Source organism: Methylobacterium sp. SyP6R (assembly GCF_019216885.1).
Classification (GTDB): domain Bacteria; phylum Pseudomonadota; class Alphaproteobacteria; order Rhizobiales; family Beijerinckiaceae; genus Methylobacterium.
The window spans coordinates 5267911-5288316 of record NZ_JAAQRC020000001.1 but is presented as its reverse complement, the minus strand read 5'-3'; the positions used below and the strand labels follow the sequence as shown (position 1 = coordinate 5288316).

15 protein-coding genes and 1 riboswitch are annotated in these 20406 nt (G+C 69.2%); of the genes, 8 read left to right on the top strand and 7 right to left on the bottom strand.

The genetic code is table 11. The features are described 5' to 3' along the window. The first annotated feature begins 50 nt into the window (after window positions 1–50). Complete coding sequence (locus HBB12_RS24205) at window positions 51–1202, top strand: glycosyltransferase family 4 protein (RefSeq protein ID WP_236991705.1); 1152 nt, start codon at window positions 51–53, stop codon at window positions 1200–1202. After that, on the top strand, window positions 1202–1849 hold the full coding sequence (locus HBB12_RS24200) for a class I SAM-dependent methyltransferase (protein WP_236991704.1): 648 nt from the start codon (window positions 1202–1204) through the stop codon (window positions 1847–1849). Before HBB12_RS24205 ends, HBB12_RS24200 begins: the two co-directional genes overlap by 1 nt. Window positions 1850–2239: 390 nt before the next feature. On the opposite strand, the gene HBB12_RS24195 is transcribed toward HBB12_RS24200, so the two are convergent. The 5 genes from HBB12_RS24195 to HBB12_RS24175 all read right to left on the bottom strand — a co-directional run bounded on the left by HBB12_RS24195 (window position 2240) and on the right by HBB12_RS24175 (window position 8656). After that, window positions 2240–4042, bottom strand: coding sequence for a methyl-accepting chemotaxis protein (locus tag HBB12_RS24195; protein ID WP_236991703.1), 1803 nt, complete (start codon window positions 4040–4042; stop codon window positions 2240–2242). Between the two features lie 237 nt (window positions 4043–4279). Then, window positions 4280–5122, bottom strand: coding sequence for an ABC transporter permease (locus HBB12_RS24190; RefSeq protein ID WP_236991702.1), 843 nt, complete (start codon window positions 5120–5122; stop codon window positions 4280–4282). Beyond that, a complete protein-coding gene (locus HBB12_RS24185) occupies window positions 5119–5976 on the bottom strand; it encodes an ABC transporter permease (protein ID WP_236992875.1) in 858 nt (285 codons plus the stop codon). Before HBB12_RS24185 ends, HBB12_RS24190 begins: the two co-directional genes overlap by 4 nt. 71 nt (window positions 5977–6047) lie before the next feature. Then, complete coding sequence (locus HBB12_RS24180; RefSeq protein WP_236991701.1) at window positions 6048–7115, bottom strand: ABC transporter ATP-binding protein; 1068 nt, start codon at window positions 7113–7115, stop codon at window positions 6048–6050. Between the two features lie 365 nt (window positions 7116–7480). Continuing rightward, window positions 7481–8656 carry an extracellular solute-binding protein gene (locus tag HBB12_RS24175; protein ID WP_236991700.1) on the bottom strand — a complete coding sequence of 392 codons (1176 nt, stop codon included), beginning with the start codon at window positions 8654–8656 and terminating at the stop codon, window positions 7481–7483. A gap of 264 nt (window positions 8657–8920) precedes the next feature. Next, window positions 8921–9125, top strand: a riboswitch (cobalamin riboswitch). A 257-nt stretch (window positions 9126–9382) separates the two neighbouring features. Here HBB12_RS24175 and HBB12_RS24170 point away from each other — a divergent pair. The 3 genes from HBB12_RS24170 (at window position 9383) to HBB12_RS24160 (ending at window position 15871) form a co-directional block, all read left to right on the top strand. Continuing rightward, a complete protein-coding gene (locus tag HBB12_RS24170; RefSeq protein ID WP_236991699.1) occupies window positions 9383–11512 on the top strand; it encodes a TonB-dependent receptor in 2130 nt (709 codons plus the stop codon). Further along, window positions 11512–12930 carry a PepSY-associated transmembrane domain-containing protein gene (locus HBB12_RS24165; protein ID WP_236991698.1) on the top strand — a complete coding sequence of 473 codons (1419 nt, stop codon included), beginning with the start codon at window positions 11512–11514 and terminating at the stop codon, window positions 12928–12930. The genes HBB12_RS24170 and HBB12_RS24165 overlap by 1 nt, the downstream gene beginning before the upstream one ends. 652 nt (window positions 12931–13582) lie before the next feature. After that, on the top strand, window positions 13583–15871 hold the full coding sequence (locus tag HBB12_RS24160; RefSeq protein ID WP_236991697.1) for a putative bifunctional diguanylate cyclase/phosphodiesterase: 2289 nt from the start codon (window positions 13583–13585) through the stop codon (window positions 15869–15871). 467 nt (window positions 15872–16338) lie between these two features. Here the strand turns inward: HBB12_RS24160 and HBB12_RS24155 are convergent, their stop codons facing one another. Then, complete coding sequence (locus HBB12_RS24155) at window positions 16339–17100, bottom strand: class I SAM-dependent methyltransferase (RefSeq protein ID WP_236991696.1); 762 nt, start codon at window positions 17098–17100, stop codon at window positions 16339–16341. 87 nt (window positions 17101–17187) lie between these two features. On the opposite strand from HBB12_RS24155, the gene HBB12_RS24150 reads away from it, so the two are divergent. The 3 genes from HBB12_RS24150 to HBB12_RS24140 all read left to right on the top strand — a co-directional run bounded on the left by HBB12_RS24150 (window position 17188) and on the right by HBB12_RS24140 (window position 19247). Next, the gene (locus HBB12_RS24150) at window positions 17188–17985 is read left to right on the top strand and encodes a helix-turn-helix transcriptional regulator (protein WP_236991695.1); all 798 of its coding nucleotides are present in this window, start codon (window positions 17188–17190) and stop codon (window positions 17983–17985) included. A gap of 376 nt (window positions 17986–18361) precedes the next feature. Continuing rightward, the gene (locus tag HBB12_RS24145; RefSeq protein ID WP_236991694.1) at window positions 18362–18757 is read left to right on the top strand and encodes a RidA family protein; all 396 of its coding nucleotides are present in this window, start codon (window positions 18362–18364) and stop codon (window positions 18755–18757) included. Between the two features lie 64 nt (window positions 18758–18821). Next, window positions 18822–19247 (top strand): ACT domain-containing protein, encoded by a 426-nt coding sequence (locus HBB12_RS24140; RefSeq protein WP_236991693.1) that lies wholly within the window; start codon window positions 18822–18824, stop codon window positions 19245–19247. Window positions 19248–19324: 77 nt separating this feature from the next. Here HBB12_RS24140 and HBB12_RS24135 read toward each other — a convergent pair whose 3' ends face one another. After that, complete coding sequence (locus HBB12_RS24135) at window positions 19325–20380, bottom strand: DMT family transporter (RefSeq protein WP_236991692.1); 1056 nt, start codon at window positions 20378–20380, stop codon at window positions 19325–19327. Between the last annotated feature and the right edge of the window lie 26 nt (window positions 20381–20406).

Genomic DNA, 20406 nt, shown 5'->3' with positions numbered 1-20406 from the left:
GGCGCGGCGCCAGCCTGTAGGGAGGGGGCTCGACGAGCGGGAGGGACCGGGTGCAGCCACAGGACGCGAGCCGGGAGAACAAGCGGGCGCACATCGCCTTCGTGGTCACCGAGGACTGGTTCTTCGCCTCGCACTTCCTGCCGATGGCCCGCGCGGCGGTGGCGGCCGGCCACCCGGTCTCGGTCGTTACCCGGGTGCGGGCGCATCGCGACGTCATCGCGGCGACGGGCGCCCGGGTGGTGGAACTCGAGGCCGAGCGATCGAGCCTGAACCCGATGGCGGCGGGCTATGCCGCCGGCCAGCTCGCCGCGATCCTGAAGGCCCTCCAGGCCGACATCGTCCATTGCATCGCGTTGCGCGGCATCCTGGTCGGCGGCGCGGCGGCCGTGCTCGCCGGCATCCCGTCCCGGGTCTACGCGCTCACCGGCCTCGGGCTGATCGGGGCCCGGCAGGATCGGACCGGGCGCCTCGCCCGCGCCGCCCTGCGGCTCCTGATCCGCGGTCCCCTGGAGACGGCGCGCACCCGCTACCTGTTCGAGAATCCGGACGATGCGCGGCTGCTCGGCCTCGATCCCGAAAGCCCTCGCGTGACGATCATCGGCGGGGCCGGGATCGACCCGGAGGCGTGGGTGCCGAAACCCCTGCCGCCGCAAGGCCCGTTGCGGATCGTGCTGACCGCCCGGATGCTGTGGTCGAAGGGGGTCGATACCGCGGTGGAAGCCGCCCGCCTCGCGAGGGCGGAGGGCGCGAACCTGGACTTGTCGCTCTATGGCGCCCCCGACCCGTCGAACCGCCGCGCGATCCCCGAGGCGACCCTGCGCGACTGGTCGCGGGACGGGATCACCTGGCACGGCGCCACCGGCGACGTCGCCGCAGCCTTGAGCCAGGCCCACGTCGCCTGCCTGCCGTCCCGCGGCGGCGAGGGGCTGCCGCGGGCGCTCCTCGAAGCTGCGGCGAGCGGCCGGGCGATCCTCACCACCGACGTGCCGGGCTGCCGGACCCTGGTGCGGGACGGGATCGAGGGGCTGGTCGTGCCGCCGGACGATCCACACGCGCTCGCCGCCGCCATGGTGCGGCTTGCCGCCGATCCCGCTCTCGTCGCCCGGATGGGCGCGGCGGCACGGACCCGCATCGTCGAGGGCGGCTTCACCGAGGCGGCGGTGACGGGGCGGGTGTTGCGGCTCTACGCGGACCTCGCCTGATGGACCCCCTCGCCTTCATCCGCACTCACACGGCGCTGCGCCCGGTGCCGCACGCCCCGGCGATCCGCCTGCACGTCGCCGACGAGGCGACGGAATTGTGGGGCCGGACCGAGGAGGAACTGGGCGAGATCGGCCTGCCGCCGCCGTTCTGGGCCTTCGCCTGGGCCGGAGGCCAGGCGCTCGCGGCCTACGTGCTGGAGCACCCCGAGACGGTCGCGGGCGCCCGGGTGCTCGATTTCGCTTCCGGCTCCGGCCTCGTCGCCATCGCGGCCGCCATGGCGGGCGCAACATCCATCGCGGCGAGCGACCTCGATCCCTTCGCGCTGGCGGCGATCGGCCTCAACGCGGCCGAGAACGGCGTCGCGGATCGGATCACCGCGATAAGCGCCGACCTGATCGGCCGCGACGACGGCTGGGATTGCGTGCTCGCCGCCGACATCTTCTACGAACGCGACCTCGCCGCGCGGGTCGGCGACTGGCTCTCGGGACTTCACGCCCGCGGCGCCCGGGTGCTGCTCGGCGATCCCGGCCGGGCCTACCTGCCGAAGGACCGGCTGGAGAACGTGGCGACCTATGAAGTGCCGGTGACGCGGGCGCTGGAGGATTCCGAGATCAAGCGGACGGGGGTGTGGCGGTTCCGGGGGTGAAGGTGGCGTGACCCCGCCGATCCCCGGTTGTCCCGCTCGGCTAGGGCAGCGCCCGATCGCGCTGCGACGCGGTACACGACACTGGCGCAAAGTCCGCGATCGTCAGGCTTTTCCCATCTGCAACCTCATCCTGAGGTGTCAGTCCATCCTTGATGGACTGACCTCGAAGGAGGGCTCCATAAGTCTGTGCGATCCCTGGAGCCCTCCTTCGAGGTCAGCCGATTTTCAATCGGCTAACACCTCAGGATGAGGTCGTGGGCGGGAAGGGCATGCGACGCTGGGAGCAGATTCTATCGCGTAGTGTGGCGCCGCAATCGTAGTTCTGCCCCAGATCTTTGAGCGTGCCGCATTTTCTGCGATACGCCGGTATTTACTTCGTCGAAAAATGCATCAAGCCGCCCGGACCTCGTCCAGGAAGCCGCGGACGGCACGGCTGAGCCCGTCGGACCGTACCGCGAGGGTGCGCGCGGCGCCGAGAACCTGCACAGCGGCCGATCCGGTCTCGCTGGCGCCGGCCCGCACCGATTCGATATGGCCCGTGACCTGCCGGGTCCCCTGCGCGGCCTCCTGGACGTTCCGGGCGATCTCGCGCGTGGCCGCACCCTGCTCCTCGATCGCCGAGGCGATGTGGGTGGCGATGCCGGACATGTCGTCGATCGTGCCGCTCACGCCCTGGACCGCCTCCACCGCGCCGCGGGTGGCGGACTGGATCGCCCCGATCCGGGCGGTGATCTCCTGGGTCGCCCGGGCCGTCTGCTCGGCCAGCGTCTTGACCTCGGCGGCCACCACCGCGAATCCGCGCCCGGCTTCGCCGGCCCGGGCCGCCTCGATGGTGGCGTTCAGCGCCAGCAGGTTGGTCTGGCTTGCCACCCCCGAGATCAGGCCCGCCGCCGCGCCGATCCGGTCGGCGCTGTCCGACAGTTCCCGGATGATGGTGCCCGTCTCCCGTGCGCGCGCAATGGCGGAGGCGGCGATCCCGACCGAATGCGTCACCTGCCCGCTGATCTCCTGCACGGAGGCCGCCATCTCCTCGGTCGCACCCGCGACCTGCTGCACGTTGCCCGACGTCTGCTCGGCGGCCACCGCGACATGGGCCGCGAGCGTGTTGGTCTGCGCGGCGATCTCCGTCATCGATGCCGCGGTGGCCTCCATCTCGGTCGCGGCGGCCGCCAGTTCCTCGGTGAGCGCGCCGGCCTCGGCCTCGAAGCCGCGGGTGATCCGATCGAGGATCTCGGCCCGGCGCATCTTGAGGGCATCGGCCTCGGCCTGCAGGGCGGCCAGCCGCCGGGCCTCGATGCTCGACTCCTTGAACACCTGCACGGCATCGGCGATCTGGCCGATCTCGTTCGGCTCGCCCTGATGCGGTATCGTGACTGCAAGATCACCGGCCGCGAGTTGCCGCATCGGCTCCAGGATGGCGCGGACGCTGGCCGAGATGCTGCGCACGATCAGCGTCCCCAGCGAGGCGGCGAGCACCAAGGCAACGACACCGATCGCCAACATCATCCGCTCGGCGCCGGATGCGGTGACCTCTCCTTGGGCGACCGCCTTCTCGCCGTTGTCGTTGTTGAGGGCGACGATCTTCTCGAGCGCCTCCGAGGCCGCCTTGATGTGAGGACGGACGTTGGTGAGGTTCTCGCGCAACGCCAGATCCTTGCGCCCCGTCCGCGAATGTTCCAGCACGGCCGGGATGGCCGCGAGATAGTTCTTCCATTCGCGATCGAACACCGCGAAGAGCTCACGCTCCTTCGCACCGTCGATCAGCGGCTCGTAGTGGCGCATCGCTGCGACCACGGCCTCGGTCTTCTTCGACAGGGCCTCTTCCTCGGTCCGCATCCGCGCGGCTTCGGCGTAGAGGATGTGGTTGACGACGCTGACGCGCGCATCGATCACGTTGCCGCGCAGCTCGCCGGCATACCGCACGCTGGGCAGCGTGTTCTTGCCGAGACGGCTCTGGTCGCCGGCAAGCGTGCCGACGGCATGCAGGCCCACGCCGCTCACGACGAGCAGACAGACGATGAGCAGGGCGAGGGCGCCGGCAATCCGGTGCTTGATCGAGAGTGTCGCGAACCAGGAGGCCATTGACCGAGCGCAGCTCCGGGGAGGAGCCGCGAGAATGAATGGCCGGCTATAAATTTTCGCTAAGCCGCAGCTTATCGGCGAAGACCGTGAGACATCGGCGAAGCAACCCACGATTGTCTCAACGTCAGACGCACCGCGATGAGTCGCGAAATCCGCCGTCGCGTGCGCGCGAATTCATCGTGGGCTGTCGAGTCGGGCGAGATTGGATCCCGATGTCCACGCCCGGGCGGAGGGCCCGTGTCGTCTCCCCGCCCCCTTCCGGCCCCTCGCACCGGGTCACACCGATCGGGGTCTGGCCCGACGTCCCACCTCGTCCTGCGCCGACACGGCGGCGCAGGGTGAAGACCGTCAATGGGCCGCCGGCTGCTTTGCCCTCGCGACGATCTGCGTCGGGTTGACGAAGCGCAAAGCGATCACCAGCCAGACCAGCGTCACCGCCATGTAGACCACCGCCATGGCGTCGATCGACTGTCCGGCCCGCACGCCGGCGGCGAAGACCGCGTAGTAGAGCGCCACCACCAGGGTCTGGCTCGTCGGCCCGGCGACCAGGAAGGTCAGCTCGAACATCGCGATGGTACGGACCAGCACCAGCAGCAGGGCGGCGAGGATGCCGGGGATCAGGAGCGGCAGCAGCACCCGCAGGAAGAGCTGGCCCGTGCCGGCGCCGAAGACCCGGGCCGCCGCCTCGATGCGCGGGTCGATCTGCTCGATGAACGGGATCATCACCAGCACCACGAAGGGCACGCTTGGCACGAGGTTGGCCAGGACCACGCCCCAGAGCGTGCCGGCGAGCCCCGCCCGGTAGAGCACGGTGGCGAGCGGGATGCCGTAGGTGATCGGCGGGACCAGCAGCGGCAGCAGGAAGACCAGCATCACCAGCCGCTTGCCCGGAAAGTCGCGCCGCGCCAGCGCGTAGGCCGCCGTGACCCCGAGGAGCCCGGAGAGACAAACCACCAGGAACACCACCTGGAGGGTCACCACCAGCACGTCGCCGAGCTGGAACTCGTCCCAGGCCGAGGCGTACCAGCGGGTGGTGAGGCCGAGCGGCAGCCAGGTTCCGAGCCAGCGCGTGGCGAAGGAGTTGAGCACGACCGCGGCGATCATCGCCATGAGGTTGAGGCAGAACAGCAGCGTGACGGCCCAGACCGCCATCCGCCACAGGCGCGAGACGAGGCCGGTGTCGCGGATCATCCCTTGGTGCCTCCGACCGGGCCGGTATAGAGGAGCGTGCGGCCCCAGAGCAGCAGGCCGACGATGGCGAGCTGCACCGCCGCCATGACCATCGCGATCGCCGAGGCGAGCGAATAATCGTATTCCTCGAACGCCGCCTGGTAGGCTGCGATCGAGATCACCCGCGTCGCGCCCGCCGGCGCCCCGAGCAGCACCGCGGACGGGAAGACGGAGAAGGCCTGGACGAAGGACAGGCAGAAGGTCACGGCAAGTCCCGGCAGGATCAGCGGCAGGATCACCGTCCGGAAGCGCTGCCAGGCATTGGCGCCGTGGGTCGCCGCGGCCTGCTCCAGCGCCGGATCGATGCCGGTGACGGAGGAGAGCGTCAGCAGGAAGGCGAACGGGAAGCCGGTGATGAGGAGCGAGGCGAACACGCCCCAGTAATTGTTGGTGAGCTTGAGCGGGCTCCCGATCACCCCGAGCCAGACGAGGCTGCGGTTGAACCAGCCCTGCGGCCCGAGGAAGTTGAGCAGGCCCTCCGCCACCAGCACGGTGCCGAGCGTGATCGGCAGGACCAGGATGGTGGTGAGAAGCCGCTGGCTGCGCATCAGCCGCACGCGCAAGGCGATGGGCACCGCGAGCACGAGATTGAGCACAGTGACAGGGATCGCGAGGCGCAAGGTGGCGCCGATCGTGTCGTAGAGGAACGGGTCGGAGAAGAAGCGGGCATAGTTCGCCCACCACGCCCCGGCCTTCGGCTGCAACGACAGCACCAGCCCATAGGCGAAGGGATAGACGAACAGGCCGAGGATCGTCAGCAGCGCCGGCAGCACCAGGAGCGTGGTGCCGTCGAGGCCGCGGGCGGCCAGCCGCACCGAGAGCGGCGGCGCCTCCTCGCGGGCCGGCGCGGTCTTGGGAAGCGAGGTTTTGGGAAGCGAGGCCGAGGTCACGCCGCCTCCCCGGGAAAGACCAGGACCCGCGGCGAGGCGGCGGCAAAGCACAGGGTCTCGTCCTGCGACACCAATCGGTCGGAGCGGAAGAACAGCTCGGTCCCGTCCTGCGCCACGGCGGTGCCGAAGAAGGCCCGCCCGCGATATTCGACGCTGGCGACCCGGGCTGGCAGGCCGTCGGCCGCGATCGTCAGGTCCTCCGGGCGGATCGCCGCGACCGCCGGAGCGCCGGGGCTCAGAGCGTCCCGCAGGGTACCGGCGAGGCGGGTGCCGCAGATCTCGACCTCGGCCCGGTCGCCGCTGACCGCGACCGTGCGCCCGCGCAGGCGATTGCGGAATCCCATGAAGTCGGCGACGTCCGGATGGCTCGGTCGCTCGTAGAGATCTTCTGGCGTGCCGACCTGGCGGATGCGCCCGTCGCGCATCACCACGACCCGGTCGGCCATCGACAGGGCCTCGTCCTGGTCGTGGGTGACGTAGATCGTGGTCGAGCCGATGGCGTCGTGGATGCGGCGGATCTCGGCCCGCATCTCCAGTCGCAGCTTGGCATCGAGATTCGACAGCGGCTCGTCCATCAGCACCACCGGCGGCTCGATCACGATCGCCCGGGCGATGGCGACGCGCTGCTGCTGGCCGCCGGACATCTGGCCCGGGAGCTTGGCGGCCTGCGATTGCAGCCGCACCAGGGCCAGCGCATCCTCGACCCGGCGCGCGGCCTCTTGGCCCTTGATGCCCCGCATGGCGAGGCCGAAGCCGACATTCTTCGCCACGGTCATGTGCGGGAAGAGCGCATAGCTCTGGAACACCATGCCGAAGCCGCGCTCCTCGGGCTTCAGCCGGTCGATGCGGCGCTCGCCGAGATGGATCGACCCGCCGGTAAGCGGCAGGAGCCCGGCGATGCAGTTGAGCGCCGTCGACTTGCCGCAGCCCGACGGGCCGAGGAGCGCGATGAACTCGCCGCCCCGGATCGTCAGGTCGAGCCCGTCGAGGGCGGTCATCGCGCCGAACCGGCGGCTCAGGCCGCTCAAGCACAGGTCCTGCGGCGCCTCGTGATGGCGTGCCATCGGTGTCCTCTCCTGCCGCGTCGCCTCTTTGCGGGCGACCATTGCGGCGTTAGAGCATTTCCCGACGAAGCGGAGACTGGCTCGTCATAGAAAATGCGGCAAAATAGAATATATAGAGTAGCGACCAATCGCAACGCCACTGTACACGACGGGACGGTTCATGTGCGGCACCGGCCTTATCCCACCCGCGACCTCATCCTGAGGTGTTAGTCGATCTTCGATCGACTGACCTCGAAGGAGGGCTCCAGAAGTCTCCGAGCCAACTGGAGCCCTCCTTCGAGGTCAGTCCATCTCTGATGGACTGACACCTCAGGATGAGGTTGCGGGTGGCATAAGGCCGGACGCTGTCGTGTATCGGGCATGGCTCACCGCTTCTTGCCGGAGCCGACCTGCTCGTCCCAGCGGCGGAAGGCCACCACCATCCTGTCGGCGTCGAGCGGCATCTCGATCGGGTGGTCGGCGATCATCCGGTCGTATTCGGGCCGGCCGAAGTCCTTGATCGCCGCGCGGCTCTCCGGCGGGGCCATGTCGAGGGTGACGCCCTTCACGGCAGGGCCCGGATAGAAGTAGCCCTCGTCGTAGGTATAGGCCTGCTGCGCCGGCTGGAGCAGGAAGGCCATCAGGTCGAGGATGACCGCGAGCTTCTCCTCGGGCACGCCCTTCGGCACCGCCATGTAATGGGCGTCCGCCACCCAGCGGAAATCCTTCAGCGTCCCGACCCTGGCCTCGGCCGGCACGACGCCGAGCACGCGGGGATTGATGTCCCAGCCGGTGGTCGAGACGATGATGTCGCGGCTGCCCTCGCCCAGTTCCTTCATCGTCTGCGAGGTGCCGCCCGGGTAGTAGTCGACCGTCTCGCCGATCGCCTTCAGGTAGTCCCAGGTCTTGTCCCAGCCCTTGTCCGGGTCCTTGGGGTCCTTGTCGCCGAGGATGTAGGGCAGGCCCATGATCCAGGTGCGGCCGGGACCGGAATTGGCCGGACGGGCATACATGAACTTGCCCTTGTTCTGGCGCGCCCAGGCCAGAAGCTCCTCGGCGCTCGTCGGCACCGTCTTCACCCGCTCGGGCATGTACTCGATCAGCGGGCCCGACGGGTACCAGGCGACGCACAGGCCCCGGCCCTGCGCCAGGCCGTTCAGCCTGAGCGCGGCGGGCTGATAGATGTCGGCGGGCTTCGGCAACTGCCCGGCATAGGGCTTCAGGTCGATCCACAGCGTCTGCTCGATGCCGGCGGCGATGCCGTCGGTGCCGGTGAGCACAAGGTCGATGTCGACCCGGCCGGCGGCCTGCTGGGCCTTCAGCTTCGAGGGCAGTTCCGGCGCCGGCGCCTTGGTGAAGGCGAAGCGCGAGACGATGCCGGGCTTTGCCCGGCGATAGGCCTCGATCGCCTTCTGGGTGAGCGCCAGGTTGCCCGCGACATCCACCACCGTGACGACGACGGGCGAGGTCGGCAGGGCGAGGTTCGCCCAGGCGCGCCCGCCGAGGACGAGCCCCGCCCCGGCCGCGAGCCCCGCGACCGCATTGCGGCGTGTGATCGTCATGTTTCCCCCGTTTTGCTGCCTGCGGGCTCTGCCGGCCCTTGAGCGACGACGGATCGCTCCATACTTTCATCCATTGGTGCACTAATATTTTAGGGCGTCAAGTCTGCCGTTGCGACAGGTCGCCGGGCTCCGCGCCGCGTTGCGCTATCGACCGGGGGGACAGTGGACCGGATCGCCACTGCGCGGGCGGCCCATCCGGCGAGGCGCCGCGCATCGCTCCCGTGAGCGACCGCGCGATCACCATTGCTCCTTCGTAACCGAATCGCTAAGCTTGCCTCCGACGGTTCCCTCCGGGGATCAAAAGGGAACGCGGTGAGGGTGACGAGCCCGAAGCCGCGGCTGCCCCCGCAACTGTAAGCGGCGAGCCTTCCATCACCTTACGTCACTGGGGATCCTCGACGCTCCCTGGGAAGACGATGGCAGGCGCTGACCCGTGAGCCAGGAGACCTGCCGTCAGCCGTGGTCACACGCGAGCACGTCGGGCGGGGTGTCCTGATGGGTGTCGAGGCGAGAGGCGAGGAGCCTTCGCCCCGCTGTCGTTCGCGGTGACGTGCCACAGCCTCGCGCCGTCCCGCCATGCTCGCTCCCCTCCCCTCCCGATCCGCCGACAGGACGCGCGCAATGCGTCCTGCAGATCGTCCGGGAGAGTGGAAATGTAACTTTATAACGTTACATTTTTTGCGAGACCGGCTACGGACGGGGCGCCATCCTGCCCTGGACTCTTCCATGCCCGCGCTCCGCGCCCGTCGCTCCACCGCCCTCGCCGCCACCGTCCTGCTCGTTGCCGCCCCTGCTTGCGCCGAGGAGATCAGCCTCGACCGCATCGACGTCGCGGGGGGCCGCAACCGCGAGGAGGCCGCGCCCGGCCTCAACCTCGCGACGCCGTCGCGCTCGGGGTCCCGCCTCGGCCTCACCCCGCTCGAGACCCCGGCGAGCCTCGACATCATCAGCGGCGAGACCGTCCGGGCCCGGGGCCAGAACACCGTCGAGGAGGCGGTGACCCAGAACGCCGTCGGCATCACCAGCATCGCGGCGCCCGGCAACGGCAACCTCGCCTTCACGGCGAGGGGCTTCGCCGGGGCCGGCTCGGTGCAGCAGCTCTATGACGGCACGCGGCTCTATGTCGGGGCCGGCACGGTCACCTTCCCGTTCGACACCTGGTCGGCGGAGCGGATCGAGGTCCTGCGCGGCCCGGCCTCGGTGCTCTACGGCGAGGGCGCGATCGGCGGCATCATCAACGTGGTGCCGAAGAAGCCGGTCTTCACGCCCATCGGCGAGGCGCGGGCGGCGATCGGCTCGGACGGCCTGGCGCGGCTCGCCCTCGACAGCGGCGGGCCGGTCGGCGAGAACCTGGCCTACCGGTTCAATCTGAGCGGCAACCGGGCCGACGGCTGGGTGAAGCCCGACGGCGACTTCCGTGATGTCGCCCTCTCGGCCGCGGTGACCTGGCGGGCGGCGCCCGACCTGAGCGTCACCCTCTCGCACGATCTCGGCTATAACGAGCCGACCCGCTACTGGGGCTCGCCGCTCGTCGGCACCCGGGTGCCCGACCGCTTGCGCTTCACCAACTACAACATCCAGGATTCGCAGATCGCCTGGTTCGACAACTGGACGCAGTTGCGCACCGAGTGGAACCCCACCCCCGACATCACGATCCGCAACACCGCCTACCGGCTCTCGACCGAGCGGCATTGGCGCGACGTCGAGCAATACACCTACCAGCCGGCGACCGGCCTGATCCGGCGCAGCGACTACATCGAGATCTTCCATCACGAGGAGCAGATCGGCAACCGCCTCGATGCGACGTTCCGCGGCAGCCTGTTCGGCTTCAAAACGTCGACGGTCGTGGGCTTCGACGTCAACCACGTCGATTTCCGCCGCGACAGCAACTCCCCCTTCGACGGCGAGAGCGTCGTCGATCCGTACAATTTCGCCCAAGGGCGCTTCATCAACGTCACGGGGACCCGCACCGACATCGTCTCGCGCACCCGCCAGGCCTCGGTCTTCGCCGAGAACCGGCTGGAACTGACGCCGCAACTCGCCCTGGTGACCGGGGTCCGCTACGACGCGCCCCGGGTGGCGGTGAACCGGCCGCTCGCGGGTGCCGCCTTCGAAAAAACCTTCGATTCGGTCAGCACCCGCGTCGGCGCCGTCTACACCCCGACACCCGACCTCGCCCTCTACGCGCAATACGCCACCGCCGCCGATCCCCTCGGCAGCCTGATCACCACCAGCGTGGCGCAGTCGCAGTTCCAGCTCGCCACCGGCGAACAGGTCGAGGCCGGCGCCAAGGGCCTGTTCGACAATGGCCGCGGCGAGTGGACCTTCGCCGCCTACCACATCCGCAAGGACAACCTGCTGACCCCGATCCCCGACCGGCCGACGGAGGTGGCCCAGGTCGGCAGCCAGTCGTCCCGCGGCGTCGAGGTCGCCTTCGCCTACCAATTGTCCGATGCGTGGCGCATCGAGGCCAACACCGCCCTGCTGCGGGCCCGCTACGACAACTTCGCCCAGACGATCAACGGCGCCGCGGTGTCGTTTACCGGCAACGTCCCGGTCGACGTGCCCCAGCGCGTCACCAATGTCTGGCTGGCCTACGCCTTCGCGCCGGGCTGGGTGGCGCGGCTCGGCGTCAACGATGTCGGGCCGGTCTTCAGCGACTTCGCCAATACGGTGAAGCGGCCGGGCTACACGCTCCTCAACGCCACCCTCGACTGGCAGGTGACGCCGACCTCGCGCCTGTCGCTGCGCGGCTACAACCTCACCGACCAGCTCTACGCGATCTCGGGCAACACCAATTCCTGGCTGCTCGGCCGCCCGCGCTCGGTCGAGCTCGCCTATCACGTCACGTTCTGATGAAAGGTGTCGTCAAGCGCCTGAAGCGATGGCTGCATCTCGGCCATCGCTGGCTCGGCATCGCGACCGCGCTCTTCATCGTCACCTGGTTCGTCTCCGGGCTGGTGATGCTGGCCGTCGGCTTCCCCGCCCTCACCGAGGCGGAGCGGGTCGCGGCCTTGGGGACGCTCCGCCTCGACGCCGTGCGGCTGACGCCGCAGGGTGCGCTGGAGCGGTCGGGGAGCCCGCGCTTTCCCGCCCGCCTCACCCTGGCGATGCGGGGATCCGAGCCCGCCTACTGGATCACGCAAGGAGACGGGCGGCGCCAGGCGCTCTCGGCGGTGACCGGCGAACCGTTCCCGCCCCTCACCGGGGAGGCTGCGGCGGCGCTCGCCGCCACCCATCCGGCTTCCCGCCACACGGTCGATCTCGGCCTCGTCACCCGCGACCAGTGGACGGTGACGGCGCGCTTCGATCCGCTGCGGCCGTTCCGCCTCGTGGGCTTAAGCGACGCGGCCGGGACCGAGCTGTACCTCTCCGCGGCCACGGGGGAGCTCGCCCTCGACACCACCCGGACCGAGCGGGTGTGGAACTGGGCCGGCGCCGTGACCCACTGGATCTACCTCACGCCGCTGCGGGCGCGGGCGGGGCTGTGGCAGGACGTGGTGCTGTGGGTCTCAGGCATCGCCCTCGCCGGGGGAGTGAGCGGCTACGTGCTGGGCTTCGTCCGGCTGATGCGCGGCCGACTCACGCCGTATCGCGGCTGGGCCGCCTGGCACCACCTCGTCGGCGTGGCGGGCGGCCTCGTCGTCGTCACCTTCCTGCTCAGCGGCTGGCTGTCGATGAACCCGCGCGGCTGGTTCGGGCCCCGCGCGCCCGACGCCGCCATGCGGGCGGCCTATGCAGGGCAGACGGCCCCCGTCTTCCCCGCTCGGACCGACGCCCTCGCGGGAGCGCCCGCCGGCACCGCCGCGCTCGATTTCGCCTGGATCGGCGGAAAACCCATCGTCGTCGCCACCGGCCCGGGCGGCGCGGCCCCGTGCTGCGGCACCGCCCCGACGCCGGACGCGATCGTGGCGGCGGCCCGCGCGATGCTGCCGGGGGCGGCGTTGCGCTCCGTGACCCGGCTCGAGGCGCCGGATGCCTACTGGTACGACCGCCACGGCGCCCCGCCCCTGCCGGTCCTGCGGCTCGCCTTCGACGATCCGGCCGGAACCTGGTTCCACATCGATCCCGCCACCGGCACGATCCTGGGGCGGACCGACCGCAGCGGGCGGACGAACCGCTGGCTGTTCGATGCCCTCCACACCCTCGATGCCGGCCCCCTGGCGCAACACCCGGCCCTGCGGCTGACGGTGATCGTCGCCTTCAGCGCCCTCGGCCTGGTGGTGTCGGGAAGCGGCGCGGTTCTCGGCTGGCGCCGCCTGCGCCGCGGTTGAGCAGGACAGGTTTTCCCGTCGGTCCGTCGTGAGTGGAAACAAAAAATCTCGTGTCCGGCACGAGACCGGCGGCAACACCGCCCCAATTCGGCCGCGTCGGCTCGACCCGAGATCGCCTCGCGACGCCGGTTTCACTGACATGTCGTTCTGAAGTTCATCGAATACGTTGCCTCATCTCGCGGCGGCGTCCGCGAAGACGGAACCGGGACGGAAAGCGGCGGCGTCGCGGATCAGCAGGACGCCCCGGCGGCCCCGATGATCGAATTGAGCACGATTGACTACGTTAACCGAGTGACGTTTAGGTATGGTCGCGCTGGAACCGCCACGACTCGACCTGCAACGCCGACGGAAAAACTGCAACTTAAACCACCTCCGGTTGTGATTTCGTGGGTCGTCTTCCACCGATCTCGATCTCCGGACATTTCGACATGCAGGCCGTGCATCCGTCACGCTCATAGGCCATGCTGTCATTCGGATTATACGGCAGGAAAACGAGACGATCTGACAAGCAATCCGGTAGTCGATGCGCTTTCCATTGAAGCTATACCATTGCGGCGGCGCGCAAAAGAGTCGGAATGGCAGCCCGTGATTTAGATACCGATAACTTTCGGGTTGCATAGTGCCAGGGACCGAAGCCGCTGGACGAGCCGGGATGGCCCTGCACCTCAAGCAATTTCCCAGATTCCTGGCGGAGCGCCGCGGGCCGGTGATCATCGGCCTGATCGTGGTGGTGGTGCTGTGGATCGGCGTGGCGGCCAAGCACGAGAACGACGTCAGGGGCGCGCTGCAGGATTCCGAGCGCACCACGCACAATTTCGCGATGGTGTTCGAGGAGAACGTGCTGCGCTCGATCGGCGAGATCGACAAGTCGCTGCTCTACATGCGCCGCAGCATCGAGAACCGCGCCGGCAAGGAGGATTATGCGACGATCGTCAACACGACCGATCTCCTGAGCGAGATCATCGTGCAGGTGGCGATCATCGGGCCGGACGGGGTGATGCGGGCGTCCAATGCCGGGCCGCAGCCGCCGCCGGCGACCGATCTCAGCGACCGCGAGCATTTCCGCATCCACGTCGAGACCTCCGACGACGTGCTCTACATCAGCCGCCCGGTGATCGGGCGGGCGAGCGGCCGGGTCTCGGTGCAGATCAGCCGCCGCTTCCGCGGGCCGGACGGGGAGTTCGGCGGCGTGGTGGTGGCCTCGCTCAACCCGAGCCACCTGACCCGGTTCTACGACAAGATCGACCTCGGCACCCCGGCCTCGATCTCGCTCATCGGCAGCGACGGGGTGGTGCGCTCCAGCGGCGGCGTCGGCGGCGGCTTCGGGGTCGGCGCCGACCTGACGCGGACCGAGACCTACCGCAAGATCCGCTCCGGCCGGTCCGGCACCTTCACCCTCACCATGCCGGACGGTGCCGAGAGCCGGCTGGTGACGATCCGCAAGGTGCGCGAGCATCCCCTCTGGGTGAGCGTCAGCGTGCCGGAGAGCGAGATCTACAAGGATTCCCGCGCCACCCTGCGGATGGACGCCCTGACGGCGGCCATTCTGACGCTGCTCGTCGGGATCGCGGTCGAGAAGCTCCTGCGCATCGAGGCCAAGCGCTCCGAGGCCGAGGCCCGGGTGGTGCGGCTCGCCTCCCTCGATCCCCTGACCGACCTGCCGAACCGCCGGGTGTTCCGCGCCTCCCTCGAGGCGATGGCGGAGACGGCGCGGGCGACGCCGGAGGCGACCTTCGCGGTGATGTTCCTCGACCTCGACCGCTTCAAGATCGTCAACGACACCCTCGGCCACAAGGTCGGCGATCACCTGCTCCAGGCGGTGGGCGACCGGCTCGCCGCCGTGCTCGCCCCCGGCCAGCTTCTCGCCCGCCTCGGCGGCGACGAGTTCGCCCTGCTGGTGCCCCGCGCCGGCGGCCGGGACGCGATCGAGGCTCTGGCGCGGCGCATCGCTGCGGCGGTGCTGCCGCCCTTCGAGATCGGCAGTCACCAGATCCGCTCCAGCGTCAGCATCGGCATCGCGGTCGGGCCCGCGGATGGCGGATCCGCCGACGACCTCCTGATCGCCGCCGACCTCGCGCTCTACGCCGTGAAGGGGGGCAAGCGCGGCACCTTCCGGTTCTACGACCGGCAGATGAGCGAGGGGCTGGAGGAACGGCGCCAGATCGAGGCCGACCTGCGCCGGGCGATCGAGCGGGGGGAGCTGGAGCTGCACTACCAGCCCTCCGTCACCCTCAAGAGCGGCGAGATCGCCGGGTTCGAGGCGCTGGCGCGCTGGCGCCATCCGGAGCGGGGCAACGTGCCGCCCTCGCTGTTCATCGCGATCGCCGAGGAATGCGGCCTGATCCACGCGCTCGGCGAGTGGTCCCTGGAGGAGGCCTGCCGCCAGGCCGCGACCTGGCCCGAGCGGCTGAAGATCGCCGTCAACCTGTCGCCGGTGCAGTTCTCGGGGCCGGACCTCGTCGGGATGGTGCGCGGGGTGCTGGAGCGGACCGGCCTGCCGGCCCACCGCCTCGAACTCGAGATCACCGAGCAGATGCTGCTCGACAGCGGCGAGGCGACGCTCGCCATCCTGCGCGAGCTCAAGGCGCTGGGCCTGCACGTGGCGATGGACGATTTCGGCACCGGTTATTCCTCGCTCAACTACCTGCGGAGCTTCCCCTTCGACCGCATCAAGGTCGACCGCAGCTTCGTCACCGGGCTCGGCACGGCTGCGCAGAACGCCGCGATCGTCCGCGCCGTCATCGACATCGCCCGGGTGCTCGGCATGCGCACCACCGCCGAGGGCATCGAGACCGCCGACCAGCAGCGGGTCCTGGCGCTGCTGGGCTGCGACGAGGTCCAGGGCTACCTGTTCAGCCGCCCGGTGCCCGCCGCGGAGGTGCGTACACTGATCGGCCGCTGGTGCCCCGAGAACCGAAAGGCCAAGACGTTGGCGGCGTGATCGGCCGCGCCTCGGCAGACTTGCGTTGGCAAGCCGACGCGTCGTCCGCTTGGAGTCTGTTTGAGCGGGATTTTCTACTCAAGGCTTGAGACGATCGAGGCTGTCCTAACCTCCCACCTCATCCTGAGGTGCGACCAACGGGAGCCTCGAAGGAGGGCTCCAGGGATCGCGAGACTTCGGGAGCCCTCCTTCGAGGTCAGTCGATCTTCGATCGACCAACTCCTCAGGATGAGGTGATCGGGCAGGATATCCCGTGTCATACGAAATCCGGAAGATCACTTCCGGATTTCGTATCACCAGCCCGCGCGGCGCGTGAGCGAAGCCGATTTCCGCATCGCGAAGCGATCAGTCGGAAATCGTATCAGCTATCGGTTTCACGAAGCAAAATCTGATCCGGTAGGCTCTTAGGTTTTTGCCGTGGCAAAGATTTTTGTCGCAAAACCGGCCACCACTTTTGCGAAGTCTGCTCAGGCGGCGACCGTCACCAGGGTCGCCGCATCGAGGTCGAAGCTCCCGTCCGGGCCGATGGCGAAATACGCCCTGACGATGTCGGGTGCGCGATCCTGCAGCGAGCGGATCGCCTCGGCGTGGAGCACGGGCGTCCGCGTCCGGGCCGTCCACATCGAAAACTCCATCCGCAGCCGCCGCATCGTGACGCCCTCGACGGCCAGGCCGGCGCGCGCCAGGGCCGAGATCAGCTCGGCCGTGGTGGCGTTGCGGACATGCGAGGCGTCCCGCAAGAGTTCGATCGCCTGCAGGTGGCTGTCGAGGACGCGGTCGGCGGGCGCGACCGTGTCGATCAGCACGGCCCGGCCGCCGGGCTTGAGGACGCGGCGCGCCTCCCGCAAACCGGCCTCCAGATCCTGCCAGTGATGCGCGCTGAAGCGGCTCAGGACGAGGTCGAACGAGGCCGCCTCGAAGGGCAGCGCCTCCGCCGCGGCCTGCCGGACGGCGATGTTGGCCAGGCCGCGCTCCGCCGCCGTGGCGGCGACGGCGTCCAGCATGGCCCGGGTGATGTCGCACGCGACCACCTCGGCGACGTGGGGCGCCGCGCGGTAGCTGACATGGCCGCCGCCGCAGCCCAGATCGAGCACCCGTGCGGTGCTGAGGCCCCGGACGATCTCCTCCACCTGGTCGAGGTCGGCCCCGGCTTTGTGAACCGCGCTGGCGACGTAGTCCGAGGCCCGGACACCATATTCCTGTGCGACGAAGGCGTGCTGCGTTGTCATCGATGGGCTCCGCTGGGTGTGCTCCGCTGTGGCGCCGTCACCCTGATCCCACTGCCATGCTGGTACAAGTTGGCTGGATATCCTGGTATGTCCGGCACCCGCATGACCCTGCCCGTCGACCAGCGGCGCCTCCTCGGTGCCTTCCTGCGCGCCCGCCGCGAGGCGCTGGCGCCCGCCGCGATCGGGCAGCCGACCGGCCGTCGGCGCACGCCCGGCCTGCGGCGCGAGGAGGTGGCGCAGCTCAGCGGGCTGAGCACGACCTGGTACACCTGGGTCGAGCAGGGGCGCGACATCGCCCTGTCGGCTCAAGCGCTCGCCCGGCTGGCGGAGGCGCTTCGCCTCAACCCGGCGGAGCGCGCCTACCTGTTCGAGCTGACCCGGCGGCGCGACCCCGCCGCGCCCGTCGCCGCGCCGGTGCCGGACGCCGCGCCGCCCGAGTTGCTGGATGCGCTTCATGCCCTGTCGGCGCCGGCCTATCTCCTCGACCGGCTCTGGCAGGCGCGCGGCTGGAACGCGGCCGCAGGCCGCCTGTTCGCCCCCTGGTTCGACAGCGGCGAGCCCTGCCTGCTGCGGTTCGTGTTCCTGCACGCGGCGGCGCGCCGCTTCATCGAGGACTGGGAGAACCGCGCCCGCCGTCTGCTCGCCGAGTTCCGGGCCGATACCGGGCACAACCCGGACGATCCCGCGATGGACGCCCTCGTCCGCGACCTGCGCCGGCGCAGTGCCGAGTTCACGACGTTCTGGAACGAGCATGCGGTGCTGGCGCGGGAAGGGGGTCTGCGGACATTCGACCACCCGCAGGACGGCATCCTGCGCTACGAACAGGTCACCTTCGTTCCCGCGAGCCAGCCGGATCACAAGCTGGTCGTGCTGTTACCGCGGTAGCCCGAGAACCGCTGAGGCGCGCGGCCGATTGATATGCCGGGGACAAAACCCGACCAGCATGACCAAGCGGAAGACCGTGTGCACCCCCCAGTGGACGGCGGATGATGATTGCGTTCTGCGAAGATTTCCCCTAGCGAGGCCGCATGAGTCTTACCCGTCCGACGATGATCGTTCGACGCCGACGCCGCCTTAGACGCGGCCGGCGTGACGGGGGCTTGTAGCACCTCGCTAGCTTGAACAGCCCGCACGCTGTTCGCTTGCGCCCACACCTGATCGCGTCTCCGAGCCCTGTGGCCGTGAGCGGCGCGGGGCATTTCCTGCCCCGTGCAACGGAGCCCGATCATTCGGGGCCGGGGTGCAACCAAGGCGAATGTCCATGAAGACCCTGAACCCATCCACCGTCTGGACGGTGCCGGAGCAGTTCCGCTCCATCTATACCCATGCTCTGGAAGACCCTGCGGGGCGCACGCTCTACGTCTCGGGTCAATTCGGCGTTGCGCCGGATGGACAGATGAAGACTGAGTTCCCCGAGCAGATCGAGCAGGCGATGGACAATGTTGAGGCCCTGCTCGCGGCAGCTGGAATGGCTCTCCCCGACGTCGCCAAGGCTACTTTCTTTCTGACACGGGCGGATGATCTTCCGGCCCTCGGTCACGCGCGTCGCACCCGCTGGGCTTCGGAGACGCCTGCGGCGGTGACGGTTATCATCGTCGCCGGGCTGGCTCGGCCGGATGCCCTCGTTGAGGTCGAAGTCACGGCGGTTCGGACTTAGGCCCTAGGCGGGCCCTCACGCGCGGATGGCCCGCCACCACATACCGTTGTTGATTGGATCACGAATGATCAACCATATTGTCCGTGAGCGCAATGCCATGATCGCCGCCATGAAGCCTGAGCTTGACGAAGGCACCTACTTCTTCTGCTCGACCAGAGATAGCCTTATCATCGAGAGATGCGCAGGAAAGGCCCTCATGATCTTCGTCGAGAAGGAGGGAGTGACGCTTCTTCTCAAACGAACCGACGCCGAGGCGCATGGGTTCGGCACCCATCTACCGATGAGCCGAATCGTGCTTGAAGTTTTTTCCGCTTTGGACGGCGTTGGGCTGACCGCGGCAGTGGCCTCAACGCTCGCCGACGAGGGTATTTCTTGCAACGTCGTAGCGGCCTATCACCACGATCATGTCTTTGTCCCTCAAGAGAGCGCGGAAGCAGCGCTCAACGCACTCAAGTCGAGGCAGCAACAGGCCAAGAACGAAGTCGACTAGACAACATTTGTGAACCACCCCCAACAGCCCTTTACCCAGTCAAGCTGTGGGCTCTACCCTTTAAGGGCAGAGCCCCCTCAACCCGCAAAATCCCGTGACAGCCCCAGCGCCACCGGCCTGTGCAACCGATGGACCTCCGGGCGGGCAAGCCGCACCGGCCCCCCATCGCGCCCGCGCATCCAGGCCCCGACCCAGGCCGGCATCCGCGTCGCGTGCCCCCGCCGCATCAAGGTCTCGTGCCACAGGAGCAGGGCGCCGGCCGCCACCACGATCACGCCGCCGATGACGAGGTGCGAATTCGGGACCTCGCCGAAGGCGAGGTAGCCGAGCCCCATGCCCCAGACCAGCATCAGGTAGTAGAACGGCGACACCGCGGTGGCCGGGGCCGCGGCGAGCGCCCGGGTCCAGAGATATTGCGCGCCGACATTCGAGGCGCCGAGCAGCCCGAACAGGAGAGCATCGAACCCGCCCGGCCAGCGGAAGCCGAAGACCAGCAGCAGCGAATGGGCCGCCGCCATCACGGCCATCTGCCAGATCAGCAGGGTCGAGGCCTTCTCGGTCTTGGCCATGCCGCGCACCGCCACCGTGACGGTGCCGTACATCACGGCGTTGCCCAGCGCGAACAACGCCCCGACCTGGAGCGAATCGGCGCCCGGATTGGTCACCACCAGCACGCCGAGGAAGCCCACCAGCAGCACGCCCCAGCGCACCGGGTCCGACGCCTCCTTGTGCCAGAGGATCGCGACCACGGCCGCGAAGAGCGGCGCCGAGAAGCCGATCGCCGTGACGCCGGCGAGCGGCATCAGCCCGAGGGCGAGCACCGTCAGCGTCTGGGAGATCGCCTGCGACAGCCCGCGGCCGAGATGGGCGCCGGGCCGCTTCGTGCGGAACACCCCGAGCCCCGTCACCGGCAGCATCACGGCGCCGACCAGCCCGAAGGCGATCGAGGAGCGCAGGAACATCACCTCGCCGACCGGGTAATGGGCGACGAGGTGCTTGGAGAACGCGTTCGACAGGGTCAGCAGCACAGTCGCGCCGATCATCAGCGCGATGCCGAGAGGGATGTTGTCGGCCGGGCGTGCGGCCTCCACCGGCGGCCGAACGGCCGCCGACGCGCGAGCGGCGCTCTGCATGACGATCTCCGGGGCAGTCAGGCGGG